Origin of the sequence: Edaphobacter lichenicola, from assembly GCF_014201315.1 — a bacterium.
In the GTDB taxonomy this organism is placed as follows: domain Bacteria; phylum Acidobacteriota; class Terriglobia; order Terriglobales; family Acidobacteriaceae; genus Edaphobacter; species Edaphobacter lichenicola_B.
The window spans coordinates 983244-1001378 of the sequence record NZ_JACHDY010000001.1 but is presented as its reverse complement, the minus strand read 5'-3'; the positions used below and the strand labels follow the sequence as shown (position 1 = coordinate 1001378).

General features: G+C 57.3%; 17 protein-coding genes. 10 read left to right on the top strand and 7 right to left on the bottom strand.

Going from position 1 to position 18135, the window contains the following annotated elements; genetic code table 11:
* The first annotated feature begins 117 nt into the window (after positions 1 to 117).
* Entirely contained in the window at positions 118 to 1008 is an 891-nt protein-coding gene (locus HDF09_RS04165) for a hypothetical protein (protein ID WP_183761848.1), read from the top strand.
* On the opposite strand, the gene rimM is transcribed toward HDF09_RS04165, so the two are convergent.
* From rimM to HDF09_RS04145, 4 genes are all read right to left on the bottom strand, one after another.
* Positions 1005 to 1610 (bottom strand): ribosome maturation factor RimM, encoded by a 606-nt coding sequence (gene rimM / locus HDF09_RS04160; RefSeq protein ID WP_183761845.1) that lies wholly within the window; start codon positions 1608 to 1610, stop codon positions 1005 to 1007. The two genes, HDF09_RS04165 and rimM, sit on opposite strands and share 4 nt — an antisense overlap.
* A 54-nt stretch (positions 1611 to 1664) precedes the next feature.
* The gene (locus tag HDF09_RS04155) at positions 1665 to 1964 is read right to left on the bottom strand and encodes a KH domain-containing protein (RefSeq protein WP_183761842.1); all 300 of its coding nucleotides are present in this window, start codon (positions 1962 to 1964) and stop codon (positions 1665 to 1667) included.
* Positions 1965 to 2253: 289 nt separating this feature from the next.
* On the bottom strand, positions 2254 to 2502 hold the full coding sequence (gene rpsP, locus HDF09_RS04150) for a 30S ribosomal protein S16 (protein WP_183761839.1): 249 nt from the start codon (positions 2500 to 2502) through the stop codon (positions 2254 to 2256).
* 153 nt (positions 2503 to 2655) lie between these two features.
* Positions 2656 to 3558: an alpha/beta hydrolase gene (locus tag HDF09_RS04145; RefSeq protein ID WP_260180911.1), complete on the bottom strand. Its 903-nt coding sequence runs from the start codon at positions 3556 to 3558 to the stop codon at positions 2656 to 2658.
* Positions 3559 to 3616: 58 nt separating this feature from the next.
* Between HDF09_RS04145 and HDF09_RS04140 the strand changes: the two genes are divergently transcribed.
* The 4 genes from HDF09_RS04140 (at position 3617) to HDF09_RS04125 (ending at position 8443) form a co-directional block, all read left to right on the top strand.
* Entirely contained in the window at positions 3617 to 4327 is a 711-nt protein-coding gene (locus HDF09_RS04140) for an esterase family protein (protein ID WP_183761833.1), read from the top strand.
* A 180-nt stretch (positions 4328 to 4507) separates the two neighbouring features.
* Positions 4508 to 5509, top strand: coding sequence for an ATP-grasp domain-containing protein (locus HDF09_RS04135; RefSeq protein ID WP_183761829.1), 1002 nt, complete (start codon positions 4508 to 4510; stop codon positions 5507 to 5509).
* Positions 5510 to 5741: 232 nt separating this feature from the next.
* Positions 5742 to 6845, top strand: coding sequence for a carboxylate-amine ligase (locus tag HDF09_RS04130; protein ID WP_183761826.1), 1104 nt, complete (start codon positions 5742 to 5744; stop codon positions 6843 to 6845).
* 539 nt (positions 6846 to 7384) lie between these two features.
* Entirely contained in the window at positions 7385 to 8443 is a 1059-nt protein-coding gene (locus HDF09_RS04125) for an aminopeptidase (RefSeq protein ID WP_183761822.1), read from the top strand.
* Positions 8444 to 8511: 68 nt separating this feature from the next.
* Here the strand turns inward: HDF09_RS04125 and HDF09_RS04120 are convergent, their stop codons facing one another.
* Genes HDF09_RS04120 through serS form a run of 3 tightly spaced genes read right to left on the bottom strand, consistent with a single transcriptional unit; the run spans position 8512 to position 10971 of the window.
* Entirely contained in the window at positions 8512 to 9216 is a 705-nt protein-coding gene (locus HDF09_RS04120; protein WP_183761819.1) for a LolA family protein, read from the bottom strand.
* A gap of 42 nt (positions 9217 to 9258) precedes the next feature.
* Complete coding sequence (locus HDF09_RS04115) at positions 9259 to 9639, bottom strand: hypothetical protein (protein ID WP_183761816.1); 381 nt, start codon at positions 9637 to 9639, stop codon at positions 9259 to 9261.
* A 3-nt stretch (positions 9640 to 9642) separates the two neighbouring features.
* The gene (gene serS / locus HDF09_RS04110) at positions 9643 to 10971 is read right to left on the bottom strand and encodes a serine--tRNA ligase (protein ID WP_183761813.1); all 1329 of its coding nucleotides are present in this window, start codon (positions 10969 to 10971) and stop codon (positions 9643 to 9645) included.
* A gap of 160 nt (positions 10972 to 11131) precedes the next feature.
* Here serS and HDF09_RS04105 point away from each other — a divergent pair, with 160 nt between their 5' ends.
* From HDF09_RS04105 to HDF09_RS04085, 5 genes are all read left to right on the top strand, one after another.
* Positions 11132 to 12037, top strand: a complete 906-nt coding sequence (locus tag HDF09_RS04105) for a dihydroorotate dehydrogenase (RefSeq protein WP_183763322.1) — start codon at positions 11132 to 11134, stop codon at positions 12035 to 12037.
* 40 nt (positions 12038 to 12077) lie between these two features.
* A complete protein-coding gene (gene purH, locus HDF09_RS04100; protein WP_183761809.1) occupies positions 12078 to 13691 on the top strand; it encodes a bifunctional phosphoribosylaminoimidazolecarboxamide formyltransferase/IMP cyclohydrolase in 1614 nt (537 codons plus the stop codon).
* A 156-nt stretch (positions 13692 to 13847) separates the two neighbouring features.
* On the top strand, positions 13848 to 15941 hold the full coding sequence (locus HDF09_RS04095; protein WP_183761806.1) for a tetratricopeptide repeat protein: 2094 nt from the start codon (positions 13848 to 13850) through the stop codon (positions 15939 to 15941).
* Positions 15942 to 16022: 81 nt separating this feature from the next.
* Positions 16023 to 17165, top strand: a complete 1143-nt coding sequence (gene dgt, locus HDF09_RS04090) for a dGTP triphosphohydrolase (RefSeq protein ID WP_183761803.1) — start codon at positions 16023 to 16025, stop codon at positions 17163 to 17165.
* A gap of 62 nt (positions 17166 to 17227) precedes the next feature.
* Complete coding sequence (locus HDF09_RS04085) at positions 17228 to 17857, top strand: DUF4126 domain-containing protein (RefSeq protein WP_183761800.1); 630 nt, start codon at positions 17228 to 17230, stop codon at positions 17855 to 17857.
* Positions 17858 to 18135 lie beyond the last annotated feature (278 nt).

The window sequence follows — 18135 nt, the reverse complement described above, 5'->3', positions numbered from 1 at the left end:
CATATCACTCGGAAGTTGTGAAACCCCGCGACTGATCTCATTCCAGGATCTCATTATGATGACCTGCGCTCGACTTCGGTCCTTCAGGTCATTGTGGCGAGACGAAAGAGCATCCCGATGCTTCGTCCAAAACTCGCTGTTCTTCCAGTGTTCCTGTCGGCATCTCTCAGCGTCACGATCACAGCACAGCAGCAGACGCCTTCGAATCTTGTTGCACCCTCGCAACTCGCGCTGGCCCTGCCGGCAACAGCGAGCCTATCGACCGAAGAATCGCATAAGTCAGCCGCCGAATCCTACAGCGCCGAAGGAGTCATCCGTATCGCCCCGGCAACCCAGGTGGCCAAAAAGCTGCCGTCCCAAAGGCCGTTCCGCACGGCAGCCTTTGGCATTAAGGCCAATACGTTAGGAGCCGGCGCGGAGCTGGCGACGCCGCTCTTTCGCCGCTTCAATCTCCGCTCTGGCGTCAACTTCTTAGCGTTTGCCTACCCATTTGGCATTGACGGCGTCAACTACGACGCAAATCTTCACTTCAGGTCTTCGCAGAGCACCCTCGACTGGTTCCCCGGTGGTCACGCCTTCCACATCAGCCCCGGGATTCTCTTCTCCAAAAACACAGTCTCATCGACAGCGACCGTGCCTGCCGGCCAGAGCTTCACCCTCGGCGACCAGTCCTTCATCAACAGCGTCGGCGACCCGGTTCACGGCAACATGTCGCTCGCCTACCCACGCAATCTATCCCCTCTGCTTCTCCTTGGCTTCGGCAACATTCTTCCCCGCACCAGCCGCCGCCTCTCCATCCCCATGGAGTTCGGGGTGGCCTACACCGGCGCGGCCACCATCAACGTCAACCTCACCGGTACCGCCTGTACCAACCAGGGATGCACCAGCTTCGCCAGTAACTCCGAGGCCCAGGCCAGTCTCACGCAGGAGATTAAAAAAATAAACGAAGACCTGAAGAGGGTCCCCGTCTACCCGATCCTCTCGTTAGGAGTGGCCTACCACTTCTAGCTCTTGTCGCTCGAGCTTCGATTGACCTCAATCAAACCTTCAGGCAGCTTCATCTCGATGCGTTTCGCCTCTGTATCCACTGCCACCAAAAACGCCTTCACAAACGGGATAAGAATCTCATCCCCGGCAAGCGAAGTGATCTCCAGCAGCGGCGCTGCGTCGGTAAGCCTGCGCGCCCCATCCGCCGTCGTAGCAAACTGAACATCTTCGACCACACCCACCGCCGCCGCTCCGTCATACACCGTGCAGCCGATCAATTCACTGATGTAAACCGAATCGTCATCCAGCACGCGCCGTTCCTCTCGCGGGACGATCACGTCCAATCCTGCGACCGCCTCAGCATCCGAAATCGTCTCGATGCCCGCAAACTGCAGCACGATACGTCCCTCGTTCTTACCGACAGGCAGCCAGAACGCAACCACCTCCGCAGCACGCGCCTCCGACTCCTTCCCCTCAAAGCCCGAGGCAGCAAGAAAGACTCTCGTCTGCTCCTCGAACCGCTCAGGGAAGTCGGTCAACAACTCTGCAAGCACCTCACCCTTGCGACCTTGCGGGCGAAGCAGATGTGCCAACACAATCCAGGCTGGAGCGATTTGCGTCATAGAGCAAAATCTGAGCAGAAGCAAAGGCCCGGATCCTGCAAGCTGCTCTGAACTTTATGGTGCAGGGGGATGGTCCTCTTCCACGATGTCGAGCGAAAAGCGGTGCTTCAGCTTCATGCTGGCTGCGCTGAGAATCGTACGCATGGAACGCGCTGTGCGGCCCTGCTTCCCGATCACTTTACCAACGTCGCTGGCAGCGACCCGTAAACGAATGGCCGTACATTCACCATCTTCGATGGCCTCAACCGAGACACTGTCCTGGTCGTCTACCAAGGCACGCGCTATCTCTGCTACAAGGTCTGTCATGTTCTTTACAGGGTTGTCCCCTGCAGGAAACTGGGTTGCCTGGTTCATCACACACCTTCTGGGTCTGGGAGTCACGGTGTAACGCTCAAGCCCTTTCCCTTTGTCTCGTCTACTGCGAGATCTTCCAGGAGGTGCTACAACGAGCGAGACACCGGTCGCAGGAAGTCCAGGGTTATAAACCCCGGGCCCTCTGCTTTGCAAGGCCACTGCAGTTCGACTGTGCAATACCAAGGAGTCTACGTGAAACGGTGCCAGGAGATGCTTCAGAGAACCTATTGTGTCAGCTATCTTTGGGAACCATTACCGCATGCCCAAAGATAGCATTGACTAGTAACTCCTAGGCGGCCGCGACTGCCTCTGCAGGCTTCTGCGCCATCAGCTTCCCCACACGCTCCGACAACTGTGCCCCATTCCCAGTCCAGTAGTCGATGCGGTCGCGCTTCAGATCAACCGTTGCAGGGTTGGTGCGCGGATTGTACGTTCCCACTACTTCGACCGAACGGCCGTTCCGGGCGCGGTCCTTCTCAATAACAACGATGCGGTAATGTGGCTGCTTACGCGCTCCAACACGCGCCAAACGAATCATCAACACGGGCAATGCCTTTCAGAACATTATTGGTTTGGGTGACATAGCCGCGCTGTCGATCGGACAGGGACTTGAGATACATTACCCAACATCTAAGTATGGCCGAAAATGCGCCTTTTCGCAACGAAGAAGCGCAAAGAAGCGCAAACTCCCTCACTCCGGCGGAAAAAGAAACCGCAATACATCCCCAAAGCGCTCCGACCACGCGTTTTCATCATGAACTGCCCCATCAACCTTCTCATAAATAAGGTCTTTTCCCGTCTGCCAGCCCCGTTTCAGCAGCACACGCTCCAGCATCTCCGTGTCTCGAACATGACGAACCCCCTCCGCGGTCCCGATATCCAGCCAGATACGCCCTTCAGGCTTCGGCTCCGTCCGTTCGACCACCCGCAGGATGCTGCGCTGATCCCACCATAGCGAAGGCGACATCACCGCCAGCTTGCCGAACACCTCCGGGCACGAAAACCCCAGATACAGAGAGATCAATCCGCCCAGTGACGACCCGCCCAGCCCGGTATTCTTTGCATCGGTCAAGGTGCGGTACGAGCCGTCAATCAGCGGCTTCAGCTCCTCAACCAGCAACCGCCCGTAACTCGGTCCCTCCCCGCCGCCAAGCTTGAAGTCGCGCGTCGGCGTGTACTCTGCCATCCGCCGAAGCCCCGTATTCGCCACGCCGACCAGGATTACCGGCTCAATCTCGCCGTTCAGGGTCAGCTCGTCAGCCGTCGTATGCGCCTTCCACGTTCGCTCTGCAAGATACGACGTTCTCCCGTCGAACAGATTCTGCCCATCGTGCAAGTAGAAGACAGGGAAGCGCCGCTCCTCATCCTCCAGATACTGCGGCGGCAGATAGACCGAAACAACCCGGTCATCCGGCAGAATCTCCGAGTGAAACTCGCTGACGCTGTATCTCGGATTAGAATCCAGGTCGTTTGGGGTATGCTCTCTAATCGCCTCTTCGGGCAAATTGACGGCTTCGGGCAAATGGACGAGCGCAGTCTCGCCCTCGAGAGGCGTAAGCGCAGGAATGGAATGAGATGGCGATGATTGTTTCAATGCGAAAGAAGCTGCTCCAAATAAACTACGATTGCATCAGACTAGCAGAGGGAGCCCGATGAAACGCGAATACCACAAATGGTTCTCACCCTCCCTCGGGCGCGATATGGAGTTGCTCGTCTTCGGACACGCAGGCTATCCCGCCGTCGTCTTCCCCACCTCCCAAGGCCGTTTCTACGAGTTTGAAGATCGCCAGATGGTCAGCACCGTGCAGGACAAGCTCGAACACGGCCACCTCCAGCTCTACTGCGTCGACTCGGTAGACGGCGAAAGCTGGTACAACCGCGACGTCCCTCCCCGTTGGCGCATTGCCCGCCAGGTGCAGTACGGCAACTACATCATCAACGAGGTCGTCGCCCTCATCCGCCAGCTCAACCAGTACTCCGGCATCGGTACCATCGGCACCAGCTTCGGCGGCTACCACGCCATGAACATGGCCCTCCGCCACCCCGACGTCTTCACCGGCATGCTCTCCATGAGCGGAGCCTACGACCCGTCCCACTTCCTTCGCGGTTACTACGACGACGACTGTTACTTCAACATCCCCATGCACTACCTCCCCAACATCAGTGACTCGTGGTATCTCGACCGTTACCGCCGTAACACCTACGTCCTCGCCACCGGCGTCCACGATCAGTGCTGGAACGACAACGAACGCATGGCGCAAATCTTCCGCGCAAAAAACATCCCCTGCCGCCTCGACGTCTGGGGCGACAACACGGGCCACGACTGGCCCTGGTGGCAGAGAATGCTGCAAACTTATCTCTAAAGCCAGGCCTTGACCCGACCAACGACCCGACCAACGGGAGGACCCAAGCACATCCCCAACCAGGACCGGTATACAAGTCACGAAGTGACCGTCCCACGCGCAGTGGGCCCGTCCGGCAGGACACTGCAGGATAAACAACTCTAGCCGCCCCAAACCATACCAACCCGCATGGAGGATTCAGTGAAGAAGATCGGTGTTCTATTCGGAATGGAAAATACCTTTCCCGGAGCCTTGGTTGATCGCATCAACGCGATGGAGATCGAAGGCATTCAGGCCGAGTTCGTCTGCGTAGGCGGCGTGCAAATGGCCGCGCCCTCAGGCTACGCCGTCATCGTCGACCGCATCTCGCACGACATGCCCTTCTACCGTGCCTTCCTCAAAAACGCTGCCCTCACCGGCACGCAGATCATCAACAATCCCTTCTGGTGGTCCGCCGACGACAAGTTCTTCAACTACGCCCTCGCCGAAAAACTAGGCGTAGCCGTCCCCAAAACCGTCCTCCTCCCCCACAAAAAATATCCCCCGCAGATCACCGAGCGTTCCCTCCGCAACCTCCAGTTTCCCCTCGACTGGGACGGTGTCTTCGACTACGTAGGCTTCCCGGCCTTCCTCAAACCTCACGACGGCGGCGGCTGGCGCGACGTCTTCCACGTCCACTCGCCGCAAGAGTTCTTCCACGCCTACGACCAGACTCGCGACCTCTGCATGACCCTTCAGGCCGCCGTCAACTTCAAGGAGTACTTCCGCTGCTATGTCGTAGGCCAAACCGACGTTCGCATCATGCCCTACGATCCGCGCCGCCCGCACGAACACCGCTACGTTCTCGACCCGCCCGAGTACGACAAGAAGCTTCTCAAGCGCGTAGAAAAAGACGCCATCACCCTCTGCAAAGCCCTCGGCTACGATCTCAACACCGTAGAGTTCGCCGTTGAAGACGGCATCCCCTACGCCATCGACTTCATGAATCCCGCGCCCGACGCCGACCTCCACGCCGTCGGCAAAGAGAGCTTCGACTGGATCGTCGACAAAGTATCAAAGCTCGCTGTAAAGAAGGCCCAGAGGCCGGTCAAGTCCGAACTCCGCTGGACAGCGTTCCTGAATCCGAGGGAGAAATCTGCAGAGAAAAAAACGATCGCTAAAAAACCTGCGGGAAAGAGTGCAGCAAAGAAAGAAAAAAGCTGAAGAACTGCTGTCCTGCCGGACGGGACCACTACGCGTGGGGCGGTCACTTCGCGACTTGTATACCCCTTCGGTTGGCGCTCCCGTTGGTCGCGATGAAGATGACTCCGACCATCGGGAGGACCACGCGAAGCTCTAAAAAGGCGTGCGAACGCCCGCCCTCCGCGCAGGAGGCCCGTCCGGCAGGACACGATGGGTGATACGCTTCTGTTTCACAACGGAATGCGGAGAGTGTATGCGGCCATCCTTTACGCTAGGCATCGAAGAGGAGTACCAGACAGTTGACCCTGAAACCCGCGACCTGCGCTCCCACATCGCGACCGAGATGCTCGCCAAAGGCAAGCTCCGTCTCGAAGAGCGAGTCAAGGCCGAGATGCATCAATCCGTCATCGAGGTTGGCACGCGCATCTGCAGCAACATCCAGGCCGCGCAAGAGGATCTCTTCGACCTCCGCCGCAACATGATCGCCCTCGCCGAAGAGCACGATCTCCTCCTCATCGCCGGCGCCACTCACCCCTTCGCCGACTGGCGCGTTCAGGAGATCTATCCCGATCCCCGCTACGCCCAGGTCGTCGAAGATCTCCAACTCGTAGCCCGCGCCAACCTCATCTTCGGCCTCCACGTCCACGTCGGCATCGAAGACCGCGAAGCCGCCATCCGCATCATGAACTCCCTCCGCTACTTCCTCCCCCACATCCTCGCGCTCTCCACCAACTCCCCCTTCTGGCTCGGCATGGAGACCGGTTACAAGAGCTACCGCGCCAAGGTCTTCGAAAACTTCCCCCGCACCAACCTCCCCGACAGCTTCGCCAGCTACTCCGAGTTCGAGAGCTACGTCAACCTCCTCATCAAGACCAAGTCCATCGACAATGCGAAAAAAATCTGGTGGGACGTCCGCCCTCATCCCTTCTTCGACACCGTCGAGGTCCGCATCTGCGACATCCCCCTCCGCGCGCACGAGTCCATCGCCATCGCCGCGCTCATCCAGGCCACCGCCTGCAAGCTCTGGCACCTCCACTCGAAGAACATCGACTACCGTCAGTACTCCCGCGCCCTGCTGATGGAAAATAAATTCCGCGCCGTCCGCTATGGCCTCGACGGCAAGATGATCGACTTCGGCAAACAGGCTGAGGTTCCCGTCCGCGAACTCATCCTCGAATACCTCGCCTTCGTCGACGACGTCCTCGACGAGCTAGGCAGCCGCACCGAGATCAACTACATCCACACCATGCTCCGCGAAGGCTCCGGAGCCGACCGCCAGCTAAAAGTCTTTCGCGAAACCAACAGCCTGAAATCCGTAGTCGACTACATGGCCGCCGAAACCCGCGCCGGCCTCTAAATATTGCGAACCGCCCTTACCCCACCAACCACTCAACCCACCACAGATGTGTCATCCTGAGCGAGTGAAGGATCCCGACACCCTTTCACCCACCCAAACCGTTCGAACCTTCCAGCCCAACACACCAGCCGTTGCGTGTCCCAATCCAAAATCCCGAAAAACCTGTCAAGCCCCAAAATCGCAAATCGCCGCGCCAGACAAGCAGATTCGCATGGCACAATACCCCGCCAAACCCGATATAATTAAAGCAGTACCAAAGAGTGCCCCGACCTCGCGTCGGGGTTTTCGTTTTCATAGGCAATTGGAATGAAGACTTTACAGGGAGTGATCGAAAGAAGCATCTGTCTTTTCAAGACTTTGCCTCTAAGTCAATCTAAGCCAAAAGGAAAGTCCAAACCTAAGCCTCAAAGATGGAAGACTTTAGCGCAAAAGTGCCGGGGAGGGGGAGCCGTAGATACCCCTCTCAAACTCCTTTTTCTCCTGTAACTCATCAGTAACAAGCTATCTTAGAAAGAAGTTTTATCCGGAAGGCCGCACCCATGGTTGATCAAGCAACGCAGGCAGCACCAGACCTCCGCACCACCGCCTTCCCCCCTGAGTTCACCCCAGGTGCCCGTAACGCCGTCACTACTTGCCTCCGCATCCAGCCCAGCGAGAAGGTCACCCTCATCACCGACGAGCGCTGCCTCACCATCGCCGCCTCCCTCGTCGCGGAGCTAGACCAGATCGGCTGCACCTGGAACGCCTTCGTCCTCGAAGCCCTCGCGCCCCGCCCGCTAATCGATCTGCCCGCCACTATCCTCGAAGACATGGAGTCCTCGCAGGTCAGCATCTTCGCCGTCGAAGTCCAGCCCAACGAACTCCACAGCCGCATGCAGATGACTGACGTCGTCAATCGCCGCCGCATGCGCCACGCCCACATGGTCAACATCACCCCCGAGATCATGACTCAGGGCATGCGTGCCGACTTCCTCGCAATCGACCGCCTCTCGCAAGCTGTCCTCGACAAGGTCCGCGCCGCCACCTACGTCCGCGCTACCACCCCTGCCGGCACCGACATCCACGCTCAACTCAACCCCGACTATCGCTGGTTCAAAACCTCCGGCATCATCAGCACCGAGAAGTGGGGCAATCTCCCCGGCGGCGAGTGCTTCACCGCACCCGGCGAGGTCAACGGCGTCTTCGTAGTCGACGGCGTCGTAGGCGACTTCCTCTGCGCCCGCTACGGCATCCTCCGCGCCCACCCCCTCACCATCAACATCGAAGGCAACCGCATCACCCGCGTCTCCAGCGAAAACAAAGCCCTCGAGCGCGACTTCTGGGCCTACACCCACACCGACGAAAACTCCGACCGTGTAGGGGAGTTCGCCATCGGCACCAACATCGGCGTCGACCGCGTCATCGGCAACATCCTGCAAGATGAAAAATTCCCCGGCATCCACATCGCCTTCGGAGACCCCTATGGCGCCCACACCGGAGCCCCCTGGAAGTCCTCCACCCACATCGACGTAGTCGGCCTCGAGTTCAGCATCTGGCTGGGCGACGCCCACGGCGAAGAGCAGATCATGCGCGACGGCCAGTTTCTACTCGACGCCTAAGCCAAACAGAACCGATAGCCAGACAGACCGATAGCCTGATCCTTCGACGAATGCGTCAGTGACAGCCCTTAGTGGGAATCAGTCGTCGTCTTGCTATCCGTCTTGATCTGATAAGGCTTAGTATCGACGCCCTGGTTGTACTTGATGTTGGAGTAGACAGCCGTTCGATAATCATCTGACGGCATGTAGAAGCTTTGTTTCAGAGTAATGCCGCGGACAGAATCTACCCAGATCGTCATATGCGTGCAGTTGTTGCGGACAGCAGGGTCCTTCGGCACCAGATCCAGCTTCGCCGTTTGCACCCCGTTCACCACCTCATCACCAAGATCTGAGATCGTCCACGCCTTGGCCATCTCCCTGCCGCTGCCGCCAAACCCAAGCGTCAGAAAGCTCTCCATCTGAGCTTGGTTGCCCTTGGGAGTGACGATCGTCTCATGATCCGTGCCAGGGTCAAACAGAGTCAAAATGCCGTTCCGATACTCCAGAATCTTGATGGAGGGGGACGTGACCTTCGCCCCCATCACGGTCTTAGTTCCATCTTTTTTGAAGTAGATGGTGCCCTTCTGCGTCGTCGTCTGTTGCACAACCTTCTCGTAAAGGTCCCACTGAAAAGTGGCTTCGGCCGACTGGAACTTCAAGCTCGCCGCATCCATCTGCCGAAGAACTTCATCCAGGTGCCCAGGCTTCGGCTGCGCAACCGCAGAAACTGTAGCGATGACGGAAACCACGGATGACAGGAAAAGTGATGCAACAATACGACGAAATGTGGTCATAAGTCAGGTACTCCCGAAGGTTGGATGCTTCTGCGCCAGAAGTTAACGGAGAACCCAGGCGTTGTAGGCGATGATCTTACCCTGTGCGTCGCGAACGGGTTCGTACCGCTGGATCGATACCTCGCCTGAGATCGGTTCGATCAACCGCAAAATGGCGACCTGGCGCTCGGCGTCTGTACTGGCGCTGCCCATATCCTCAGCGCGAACCTGATAGATAAAGCGGCTACTCCCGCCGGCGGTTCCAGCCTCCCGTACCAGCACCTCGCTAGCATGGAGAGCGACGGTCTCGACAGGTTTGTCTTTGAAGTCGATCAAGTGGGGTGAGACAAACATGAAGACGAGAATGGCAGTCACCATGACGTCATAGTGAAAGCTACCCCGTTCGTAGGCCCAGAAGATGTAGTTGCGAATCAGTTTGAACATGTCTTAGCTCCAGCCTTGCTGCTTGCCGATCACCGTGTCGCCGTTCATATAGGGTACCAACACCTCTGGGACCCTTATGGTGCCGTCTGGTTGTTGATAGTTCTCCAGAATCGCAAGGTAGGTGCGTCCTACAGCGAGTCCGCTGCCGTTGAGGGTATGAAGGAACTCGCTCTTCTTTGCTTTGGTCGAGCGGTAGCGGATATTTGCCCTGCGGGCTTGGAAGGTTTCGAAGTTGGAGCACGAGGATATCTCGCGATAGAGCTGCTGACCGGGCAACCACACCTCGAGGTCATAGGTTTTGGCAGCAGAAAAGCCCATATCGCCTGTGCAGAGCAGCATTCGTCGATAGGGGAGGCCAAGGCGCTCAAGCACGGTCTCGGCGTGGCGCGTGAGCCGTTCGTGCTCGGAGTTGGAGTCTTCCGGACGTACGAACTTGACCAACTCAACCTTCTGGAACTGGTGCTGGCGGATCATGCCACGAACATCCTTGCCGTAGGAGCCTGCTTCGGAGCGGAAACAAGGGGTGTAGGCGCAGAAGGATATTGGAAGTTGCGATTCGTCGAGTGTCTCATCGCGGAATAGGTTTGTGACTGGAACCTCAGCGGTCGGAACGAGCCAGTGATCGTTCTCCTGGTAAACCCCGGGTTGGTAGCCACCTTTATCGTCGCAATGGAAGAGATCTTCGGCAAACTTGGGCAGTTGGCCTGTGCCAAATAGAGATCTAGAGTTGACCATGTACGGTGGCAGGACTTCGGTATAGCCGTGCTCGCCAGTGTGAAGGTCGATCATAAAGTTGGCGAGGGCGCGTTCAAGCCTGGCTCCCTGGCCGAATTGGACAACAAAACGGGAGCCTGAGATTTTGGCAGCGCGGCCAAAATCGAGAATGCCCAGCGCTTCGCCAAGGTCCCAGTGAGGTTTTGCCGGGAAGTCGAAGATTGTTTTCGCACCCCAGACCTTCTCTTCGCGGTTGTCGTCAGCCGATCTCCCAATGGGAACGCTATCCTGGGGTAAGTTGGGTAGGGCTTGCAGTATCTCTTTCAAGCGTTCGTCGGAGGCCGCTGCGGCGGACTCGAGCGACTCCGCTTCGGACTTCAGAACGCGTGTCTGATCGGTCTGTGCAGTTGTATCTACGCCTTCACGCCTGAGCTTCGCAATCTCTTCCGTTAACTTGTTTCGCTGGGCCTTCAGCGTCTCCACTCGAGTGATAGCCTCGCGGCGCTCGCGGTCGATTTCAACAAAGTTACGGAGTGCAATGGCGGGATCCATTCCCCGATTACGCAACTGTTCTTCTACAAGGGCCAAATTAGCCCGCACAAAGGCAAGATCAATCATCACCTCACATTTTAGCGTCTTCCTGCCACGCAAACTTGCGATATCTCCAATACTTCCATTTCCTCGGATCGATGGCGAGCGATAAGTTACCGCTACACTAGTTAGGTATGGGAATGGAATCGGAACAGTGAGCGCGGCTGCACGAACTAAAGGCCCCGACATGCGGGTGACCGTCGCCGGCGTCGAGTTTAGCTCGCCGGTGATTGCGGCAAGCGGAACCTTCGGATATGGAATCGAATTCGAGGAAATAGTTTCTCTGGATCGCATAGGAGGGTTCGTCACCAAAGGGCTTTCGCGCGAGCCGATGGCAGGAAACCCGACTCCGAGGATCATAGAGACCGCCGCCGGGATGATGAATGCGATTGGGTTACAGAACATGGGGGTTCTTGCATTTATCGCGGAAAAACTTCCCAGGCTGAGACAAATCAAAGGCTTGGTCATTATTGCGAATGTATTTGGGTTCACCATCGAGGCTTGTGTCGAGGTCATCCAACTCCTGAACGACGCCCCCGATATAGCGATGTATGAGCTGAATGCAAGTTGTCCCAATACCAGCCACGGAGGCATGGTCTTTGGGACCGATCCGCCGCAGCTTTGGGAGCTGGTGGCACGGTGCAAGGCAGCCGCTCGCAGGCCTTTGATGGTGAAGCTTTCGCCCAATGTGACCGACATTGGATTAATGGCTCGCGTCGCGGCGGACGGTGGTGCGGACGCGGTCTCACTCGTCAACACCTTCGTCTCCTTGGCGATCGATGTCGAGACCCGTCGACCTCGTATCGCCAACATCACCGGCGGACTCTCAGGACCTGCAATCAAGCCAATTGCCGTGCGGATGGTCCATGAGGTTTCAAAGAATGTGACGATTCCTATCGTCGGCATGGGAGGAGTTGTACAGGCCGAGGACGCGGTGGAGTTCATGATGGCAGGAGCGACCGCAGTACAGGTTGGGACTGCCAGCTACGCTGATCCACGCGCCGTCGAGAACATTGCGAATGGACTCAAACGTTGGTGTATCGCGCATGAGGTTCTGCAGGCAAGCTCGCTCACCGGTTCGGCTCTGCTCTGACAATATGCTCCGGCTTGTGCTGGCTTAGAATAGTCGAGTGATGATCGAACACGACGCCGCTTTCTTAGCTACTCCAACTCATCTACGGCGGATTCGCCGCGCTCTGCTCTCGGTTACCGACAAAACAGGACTTGTTGATTTTGCGCGAGTTCTCGCTTCGTTCGACGTGGACCTCGTATCAACAGGGGGAACCGCTCGAGCGCTAAGGGAAGCTGGTCTTCCGGTGCGCGATATCAGCGAACTTACCGGATTTCCCGAGATGCTCGATGGCCGTGTGAAGACACTTCACCCGAAGGTCCACGGTGGAATTCTGCATATTCGTGATAACGCTGAACATATGGCTTCGGTCGCCGAGCATCAGATCGAGCCGATCGATATGGTGGTGGTAAATCTCTATGCCTTCGAGAAAACGGCGAGTCGCCCTGGAGTTGCGTTCGCGGACCTGATCGAAAATATCGATATAGGTGGACCTTCGATGGTTCGTTCGGCGGCCAAGAACTTCGCGGATGTGGCGATTGTGACCTCAGTTGCAGACTACTCGCGATTGGCGGATGAGATGATCGCGAACTCGGGCAGTTTGACTCACGCGACACGCTGGAGGCTCGCCAAGACGGCCTTCGCGGTCACTGCAGCCTACGATGCGGGCATAGCGACGGCGTTGGAAAGCATTGAAACTCCAAGCGGCAAGGCGATTTTTTTGTCAGAGCAGCTACCGACGACAATTCGTGTCAGTGACCCTCTTCTCAAATCGCTTCGTTATGGAGAAAATCCCCACCAAAAAGCTGCGCTCTATACAGACGGCAGCGAAAAAGGGGTGGCTAACGCCAGACAGTTGCAGGGTAAGGAACTCAGCTACAACAACATCGTGGATCTGGACGCTTGCTGGGAGTTGGTAAGTGAGTTCGATGAGCCGGCGGTTGCCATCATAAAACACACCAATCCATGTGGGGCTTCGACTGGATCCACCGTTGTTGAAGCCTACCGCCGGGCACTTGAGGCTGATCCGGTTTCGGCTTTTGGCGGAGTGATTGGGATAAACCGCGAGGTAGATGCAGCAGCAGCCGAAGAGATCTCCAAGCTGTTTGTCGAGGCGATCGTTGCACCTTCGTTTACCTCTGACGCGTTGGAGCGTTTTAGAGCGAAGAAGAATCTTAGGCTCCTTGAGATTTCGTCCGCAGAGACTCCACGTATCTTGAAGCAGGTTTCAGGTGGGCTGCTGGTGCAGGATTCCGATCGGTTACGTATCAGCGAAGGAGAGTTGCAGATCGTATCCAAACGAACGCCTACCGCAGAGGAATTGCGTGCTTTGCTCTTTGCGTGGCGAGTTTGCAAACACGTCAAATCGAATGCGATAGTCTACGCTCGGTTTAGTGGTGGGCATGGTCAGACAGTGGGTATCGGGGCCGGCCAGATGAGCCGGGTGGATGCAGCTCGCTTCGGCGCAATGAAAGCCGTACTGCCGTTAAACAGCACAGTTGCCGCCTCCGACGCATTTTTCCCATTTGCCGATGGCCTGGAAGTGGTAGCTCACGCAGGTGCTACAGCGGTGATTCAGCCTGGGGGTTCTGTACGGGACGCCGAGGTGATCGAGGCTGCGGACGGGTTGGGCGTGGCGATGGTGTTTACAGGTGTCAGGCACTTTCGCCATGGATAATCCTATGGGTTCGCCGCAAGGATGGATATAATGACGGCCATGCCACGCAAATAGCTGGTCTGAGCCGTCTGCATCCAATCTGCGGGCGGAATCGTCTAACCAGTGTCTGGTTGCACAGCTTCGACTTCATTTTCCGTCGGCACAGGAAACTACAACATGACCCTTCTTTTACGTGCCTCGTCTATTCGCCAACTTAGGCTGATTCCCGCTGCCGCACTTCTTTTTGTTGCCCACACGATGGTTGCTCAGGCACCAGTTGCTTCGAAGAACCTGGCTACTGCCTCCGCTGAGCCTGATCGCGCATCGTCGTACTACCACTATGGCCTGGCCAGGCTATATGAAGATATGGCGGTCAACGCGGGGCGGTCGGACTATGCGACACAGGCGGTGGAGCAATACAAGTTGGCCTTGGACGCCGACCCCGATTCGCGCCTCCTGCAGGATGGTCTGGCGGACCTTTACTTCAAGATCGGCCGCATCCGCGAGGCGGTGACGGCTGCTCAGGACCAGGTAAACAAGAATCCTGATGATATCGAAGCTCATACTCTGCTGGGAAAGGTCTATCTACGCTCGCTGGGAGACATGCAGAGCTCTCAGTCCGGACAGATGCTTCAACTCGCGATTGCAGAGTACGAGAAGCTTGCTCAACTAAAGCCGAACGATGTGGAGACTCATCTTCTATTGGGCCAATTGTATGGGCTGAATCACGATTCGGGGAAAGCCGAAGCTCAGTTCAAGGCTGCCCAAGGTATTGACGCCAATTCGGAGGAGGTCGCGCTCAATATGGCTCGGCTCTACAGTGAGCAGGGAGATCCGAAGCGCGCCGCCGACGTTCTTATTGCTATTCCTGTTGACGATCGTTCGCCTCGCGTCGAGTTTGCGTTAGGTGCAAGCTACGAGCAGCTGAAGAGGAATAAGGACGCAATCGCTGCCTATCATCGGGCTCTGGATGCGGAGCCCGATAATCTCGATACAGAGCGTGGTCTTGCCAATGCCTTGCTTGGCGATGGTCAACTGGATGAGGCGCTGAAGGTGTTGAATGGCATTGTCGCCGCTGAGCCGCAAGACGCTCAGTCGCAGATCCATATCTCCGAGATTGAGCGGAGACAAGGGCATTACGACGAAGCGCTGAAGACCTTGGATAAGGCCAAGCCGCTGGCTCCGGACTCGCTTGAGCTTACTTACAACGAGGCTCTTATCTATGACTCGCTCGGTCGTTATGACGATGCGATTGGAGTGCTGACCAAGCTGGTGGCTGATTCTGCGCATCCGGATGGAAAGTACACCGACGGAGAGAAGGCTAACCGATCGATCTTCCTCGATCGGTTGGCGATCATCTATCGCGAGGAGAACAAGACTGCAGACGCAGTTGCTGCTTACAAGCAGATGGCCTCGCTTGGCGGTGATTACGTCAAGACCGGCTATCAAGGTCAGATCGATGCCTATCGCGATGCTCATCAGTGGAAGGATGCGACTGCGACTGCTGCTGAGATCGCGAAGCTGATGCCGAACGATCATGGGATTCAGCTGATGTACGCTGGTCAGCTTTCTGATACAGGTGCTGTTGATCAGGGGATTGCGCTGGCGACTGCGCAGCTGGCGGCGACGAAGGGAACTCCTGACGAGCGTGACTCGCATCTGGCTCTGGCCCAGATTTACACTCGCCTGAAGCGCTATCAGGATGCTTCTGCCGAGTTGACGAGTGCTGACGCGCTCGCTACAAAGCCCGACGAGAAGCTCTACGTGGCTTTTCTGCGTGGTGCACTTTATGACCGGCAGAAACAGTACGATCTGGCTGAAGCAGAGTTTCGCAAGGCGCTTGCGATCGATCCGCAGAATGCGACAGTCCTCAACTATCTTGGCTACATGCTGGCTGATCGCGGTGTTCGGCTTCCGGAGGCGTTGACGCTGATCCGCAAGGCGGTTGAGCTCGATCCTCAGAATGGTGCGTTTCTGGATTCGCTTGGCTGGGTTTACTACAAATCCGGTCAATATGCTTTGGCCGAGGAAAATTTGCGCAAGGCGAATGAGCGAATTAGCACCGACCCCACGGTTCACGATCATCTTGGCGAGGTGTATGAGAAGACCGGGAACCTGAAGATGGCGGTGACGCAGTGGGAGCGCTCGATGACCGAATATGCTCGCTCGCTGCCCGCGGATGCCGATCCCGCGGATGTTGCGAAGGTTCAGCATAAGCTCGAAAACGCGCGTGTGAAGCTGGCGAAGGTAGGGACCGTTTCGGTCAAATAGCGGCATCGTCGCATCGTGGTTAGGGTTTGAGGCTCCTCGAGCGATCTCGAGGAGCCTCTGCCGTTTACACTAGAGCTGACTATGACAGTCGATCTTCATCGATGCGCGGTCGTCGCCGATCCGGGCGACCTGCTGCTGACTCGTGTGTACCCGGCACCCTTTCGGCCTTCACGGACTCCGTTTCAACGGGACCGGGAGCGGATTGTGCAGGCCCGCGCCTTTCGACGCCTGGCGGGGAAGACACAGGTCTTTACCAGTCGCGCTTCGGACCACTTTCGCAGCCGTCTTACCCACACCATTGAGGTCGCACAGATCGCGCGGGCGGCTGCGGCGGCGCTTGGTCTGCAGGAAGATCTGGCCGAGACGCTGGCCCTGGTTCATGATATCGGTCATCCGCCGTTTGGACATGCCGGGGAGCGGGCGCTGGACCAGTGCCTGAAGCGTCATGGCCGTGGCTTCGACCACAACATCCACGCCCTGCGCATCGTTGACCACTTCGAGCAGCGGTATGCGGCCCATCGCGGACTCAATCTAACGCTGGGAGTTCGCGAGGGGATCATCAAGCACTCGCGGGACTACAGCATCGAGAAGCATCCGGATCTGACAGGTCTGCTGCTGGATCAGCGACCACCGCTCGAGGCTCAGCTGATCGATCTGGCTGACGAGATCGCCTATCTTACGGCGGATCTTGACGATGGGGTCGAGTCCGGGCTGCTTGAGGTGAGTCATATCTGCGAGCATGTAGAGATTGTTGCGCGTTGCTACAAGACGGTGGAACGAGAACATGCCGGGGTCGATGAGAAGTTCCTGTTCAACGAGGCGCTGCAGTTGATGCAGAACGTTCTGACCGACGATCTGATTGAAAATACTGCACGGAATACGGTTGCCATAGGGGCCGAGTCGCTTGCTGACGTGCGCAGACACCCGAGGCGGCTCGCGCTGTTTTCGCCTGAGGTCGAGGCGGAGCGTCTGCAGGAGAAGCAGTATCTCTACGACACGCTTTACACCTGCCCGGCTCTCGAGCATGAGCACGACAAGGCGGAAGAGGTCGTCACGGCACTCTTCGACTACTGGATCAGCGATCCGGAGGAGCTGCCGGTGAACCACTTCGAGTCGGTAGAGAAGCAGGGTCTGGCTCGCGTGGTGGCTGACTATATCGCTGGAATGACCGACAGCTTCATTCTGTTGCAGTATGCGCAGATCAAGCGGGCTGTTCGCCGGTAGAACTCTCGGACGAATAATAAATGTGAGCCACCGCTTTCGGGAGGCGATACACTTTCAGCCAAATGAGCTTCAGTCCAGCCAATATTACGGCGCTTGTGATTGCTGCCAGCTTTGCGGCTGGCCTGAATATCTATGCCACCGTGCTGACGCTTGGGATTCTGGCGCGTACGCAGTGGGTTGCGCTGCCTCCTGGTCTGGATTCGTTGGGGCACACCTGGGTGCTGGTGGTGTGCGGGATTATGTTCGCGATCGAGTTCGTGGCCGACAAGATTCCGGCGTTCGACATGATCTGGAATGCATTGCATACGGTGGTGCGAATTCCTATTGCTGCGCTGGTGGCGTATCACGCGAGCTCGCAACTGTCTCCGCAGATGCAGGTGCTGGCGACGGCGATTGGAGCTGCGGTCGCGCTGGCGGCGCATGGATCGAAGACGGCTCTGCGGGCTGCGGTGACGCCTAGCCCTGAACCGGTGTCGAATATTGCGCTTAGCTCGACTGAGGATGTGGCGGCGGTGGGGCTGACTTGGTTTGCGACGCATCATCCGATGGCTGCGGCTTCTATTGCGGTTCTGTTGCTGGTGGCGGCTTTGCTGGCTGCCAGGGCGTTGCTGCGGGCGATCCAGAGACCGCTTCGGCGGCTGCTCGGCACCGACCTGGAAGAGGCTCAGAGTCCGGCCAAGCCTCTGCCCTAGCCCCCCGGGGTACCCCCTTCCCCCCCCATATTACCGTCGTATAAGTCTTTTATTATCATTTACTTGTGGCTCATTGCCTCCCGTAAAAACGTGATTCTAATAGGGTTACTTGCAGATTCTTGCAAATAAAAGGGTTATGCGGTTAAAGTGAAAAATCCCCGGGTTTGCCGGGAATTTCTTAGTTCTGTTTCCAGTATAGCGGGTTGGGGGTAACTCATACGCCACGCGTATGTTGTTGCAAAAGATCGGGTTGTGCGCGGAAGGGGCTTGACAGGCTC

Excerpts from the sequence above, each read along its gene's own strand:
- HDF09_RS04105 (WP_183763322.1), top strand. The coding sequence starts at position 11,132 with ATGCGGGTGACCGTCGCCGGCGTCGAGTTTAGCTCGCCGGTGATTGCG.
- HDF09_RS04120 (WP_183761819.1), bottom strand. The coding sequence starts at position 9,216 with ATGACCACATTTCGTCGTATTGTTGCATCACTTTTCCTGTCATCCGTG.
- HDF09_RS04130 (WP_183761826.1), top strand. The coding sequence starts at position 5,742 with ATGCGGCCATCCTTTACGCTAGGCATCGAAGAGGAGTACCAGACAGTT.
- dgt (WP_183761803.1), top strand. The coding sequence starts at position 16,023 with ATGACAGTCGATCTTCATCGATGCGCGGTCGTCGCCGATCCGGGCGAC.
- purH (WP_183761809.1), top strand. The coding sequence starts at position 12,078 with ATGATCGAACACGACGCCGCTTTCTTAGCTACTCCAACTCATCTACGG.
- HDF09_RS04165 (WP_183761848.1), top strand. The coding sequence starts at position 118 with ATGCTTCGTCCAAAACTCGCTGTTCTTCCAGTGTTCCTGTCGGCATCT.
- rpsP (WP_183761839.1), bottom strand. The coding sequence starts at position 2,502 with ATGATTCGTTTGGCGCGTGTTGGAGCGCGTAAGCAGCCACATTACCGC.
- serS (WP_183761813.1), bottom strand. The coding sequence starts at position 10,971 with ATGATTGATCTTGCCTTTGTGCGGGCTAATTTGGCCCTTGTAGAAGAA.
- HDF09_RS04095 (WP_183761806.1), top strand. The coding sequence starts at position 13,848 with ATGACCCTTCTTTTACGTGCCTCGTCTATTCGCCAACTTAGGCTGATT.
- HDF09_RS04085 (WP_183761800.1), top strand. The coding sequence starts at position 17,228 with ATGAGCTTCAGTCCAGCCAATATTACGGCGCTTGTGATTGCTGCCAGC.
- rimM (WP_183761845.1), bottom strand. The coding sequence starts at position 1,610 with ATGACGCAAATCGCTCCAGCCTGGATTGTGTTGGCACATCTGCTTCGC.
- HDF09_RS04155 (WP_183761842.1), bottom strand. The coding sequence starts at position 1,964 with ATGAACCAGGCAACCCAGTTTCCTGCAGGGGACAACCCTGTAAAGAAC.
- HDF09_RS04140 (WP_183761833.1), top strand. The coding sequence starts at position 3,617 with ATGAAACGCGAATACCACAAATGGTTCTCACCCTCCCTCGGGCGCGAT.
- HDF09_RS04125 (WP_183761822.1), top strand. The coding sequence starts at position 7,385 with ATGGTTGATCAAGCAACGCAGGCAGCACCAGACCTCCGCACCACCGCC.
- HDF09_RS04115 (WP_183761816.1), bottom strand. The coding sequence starts at position 9,639 with ATGTTCAAACTGATTCGCAACTACATCTTCTGGGCCTACGAACGGGGT.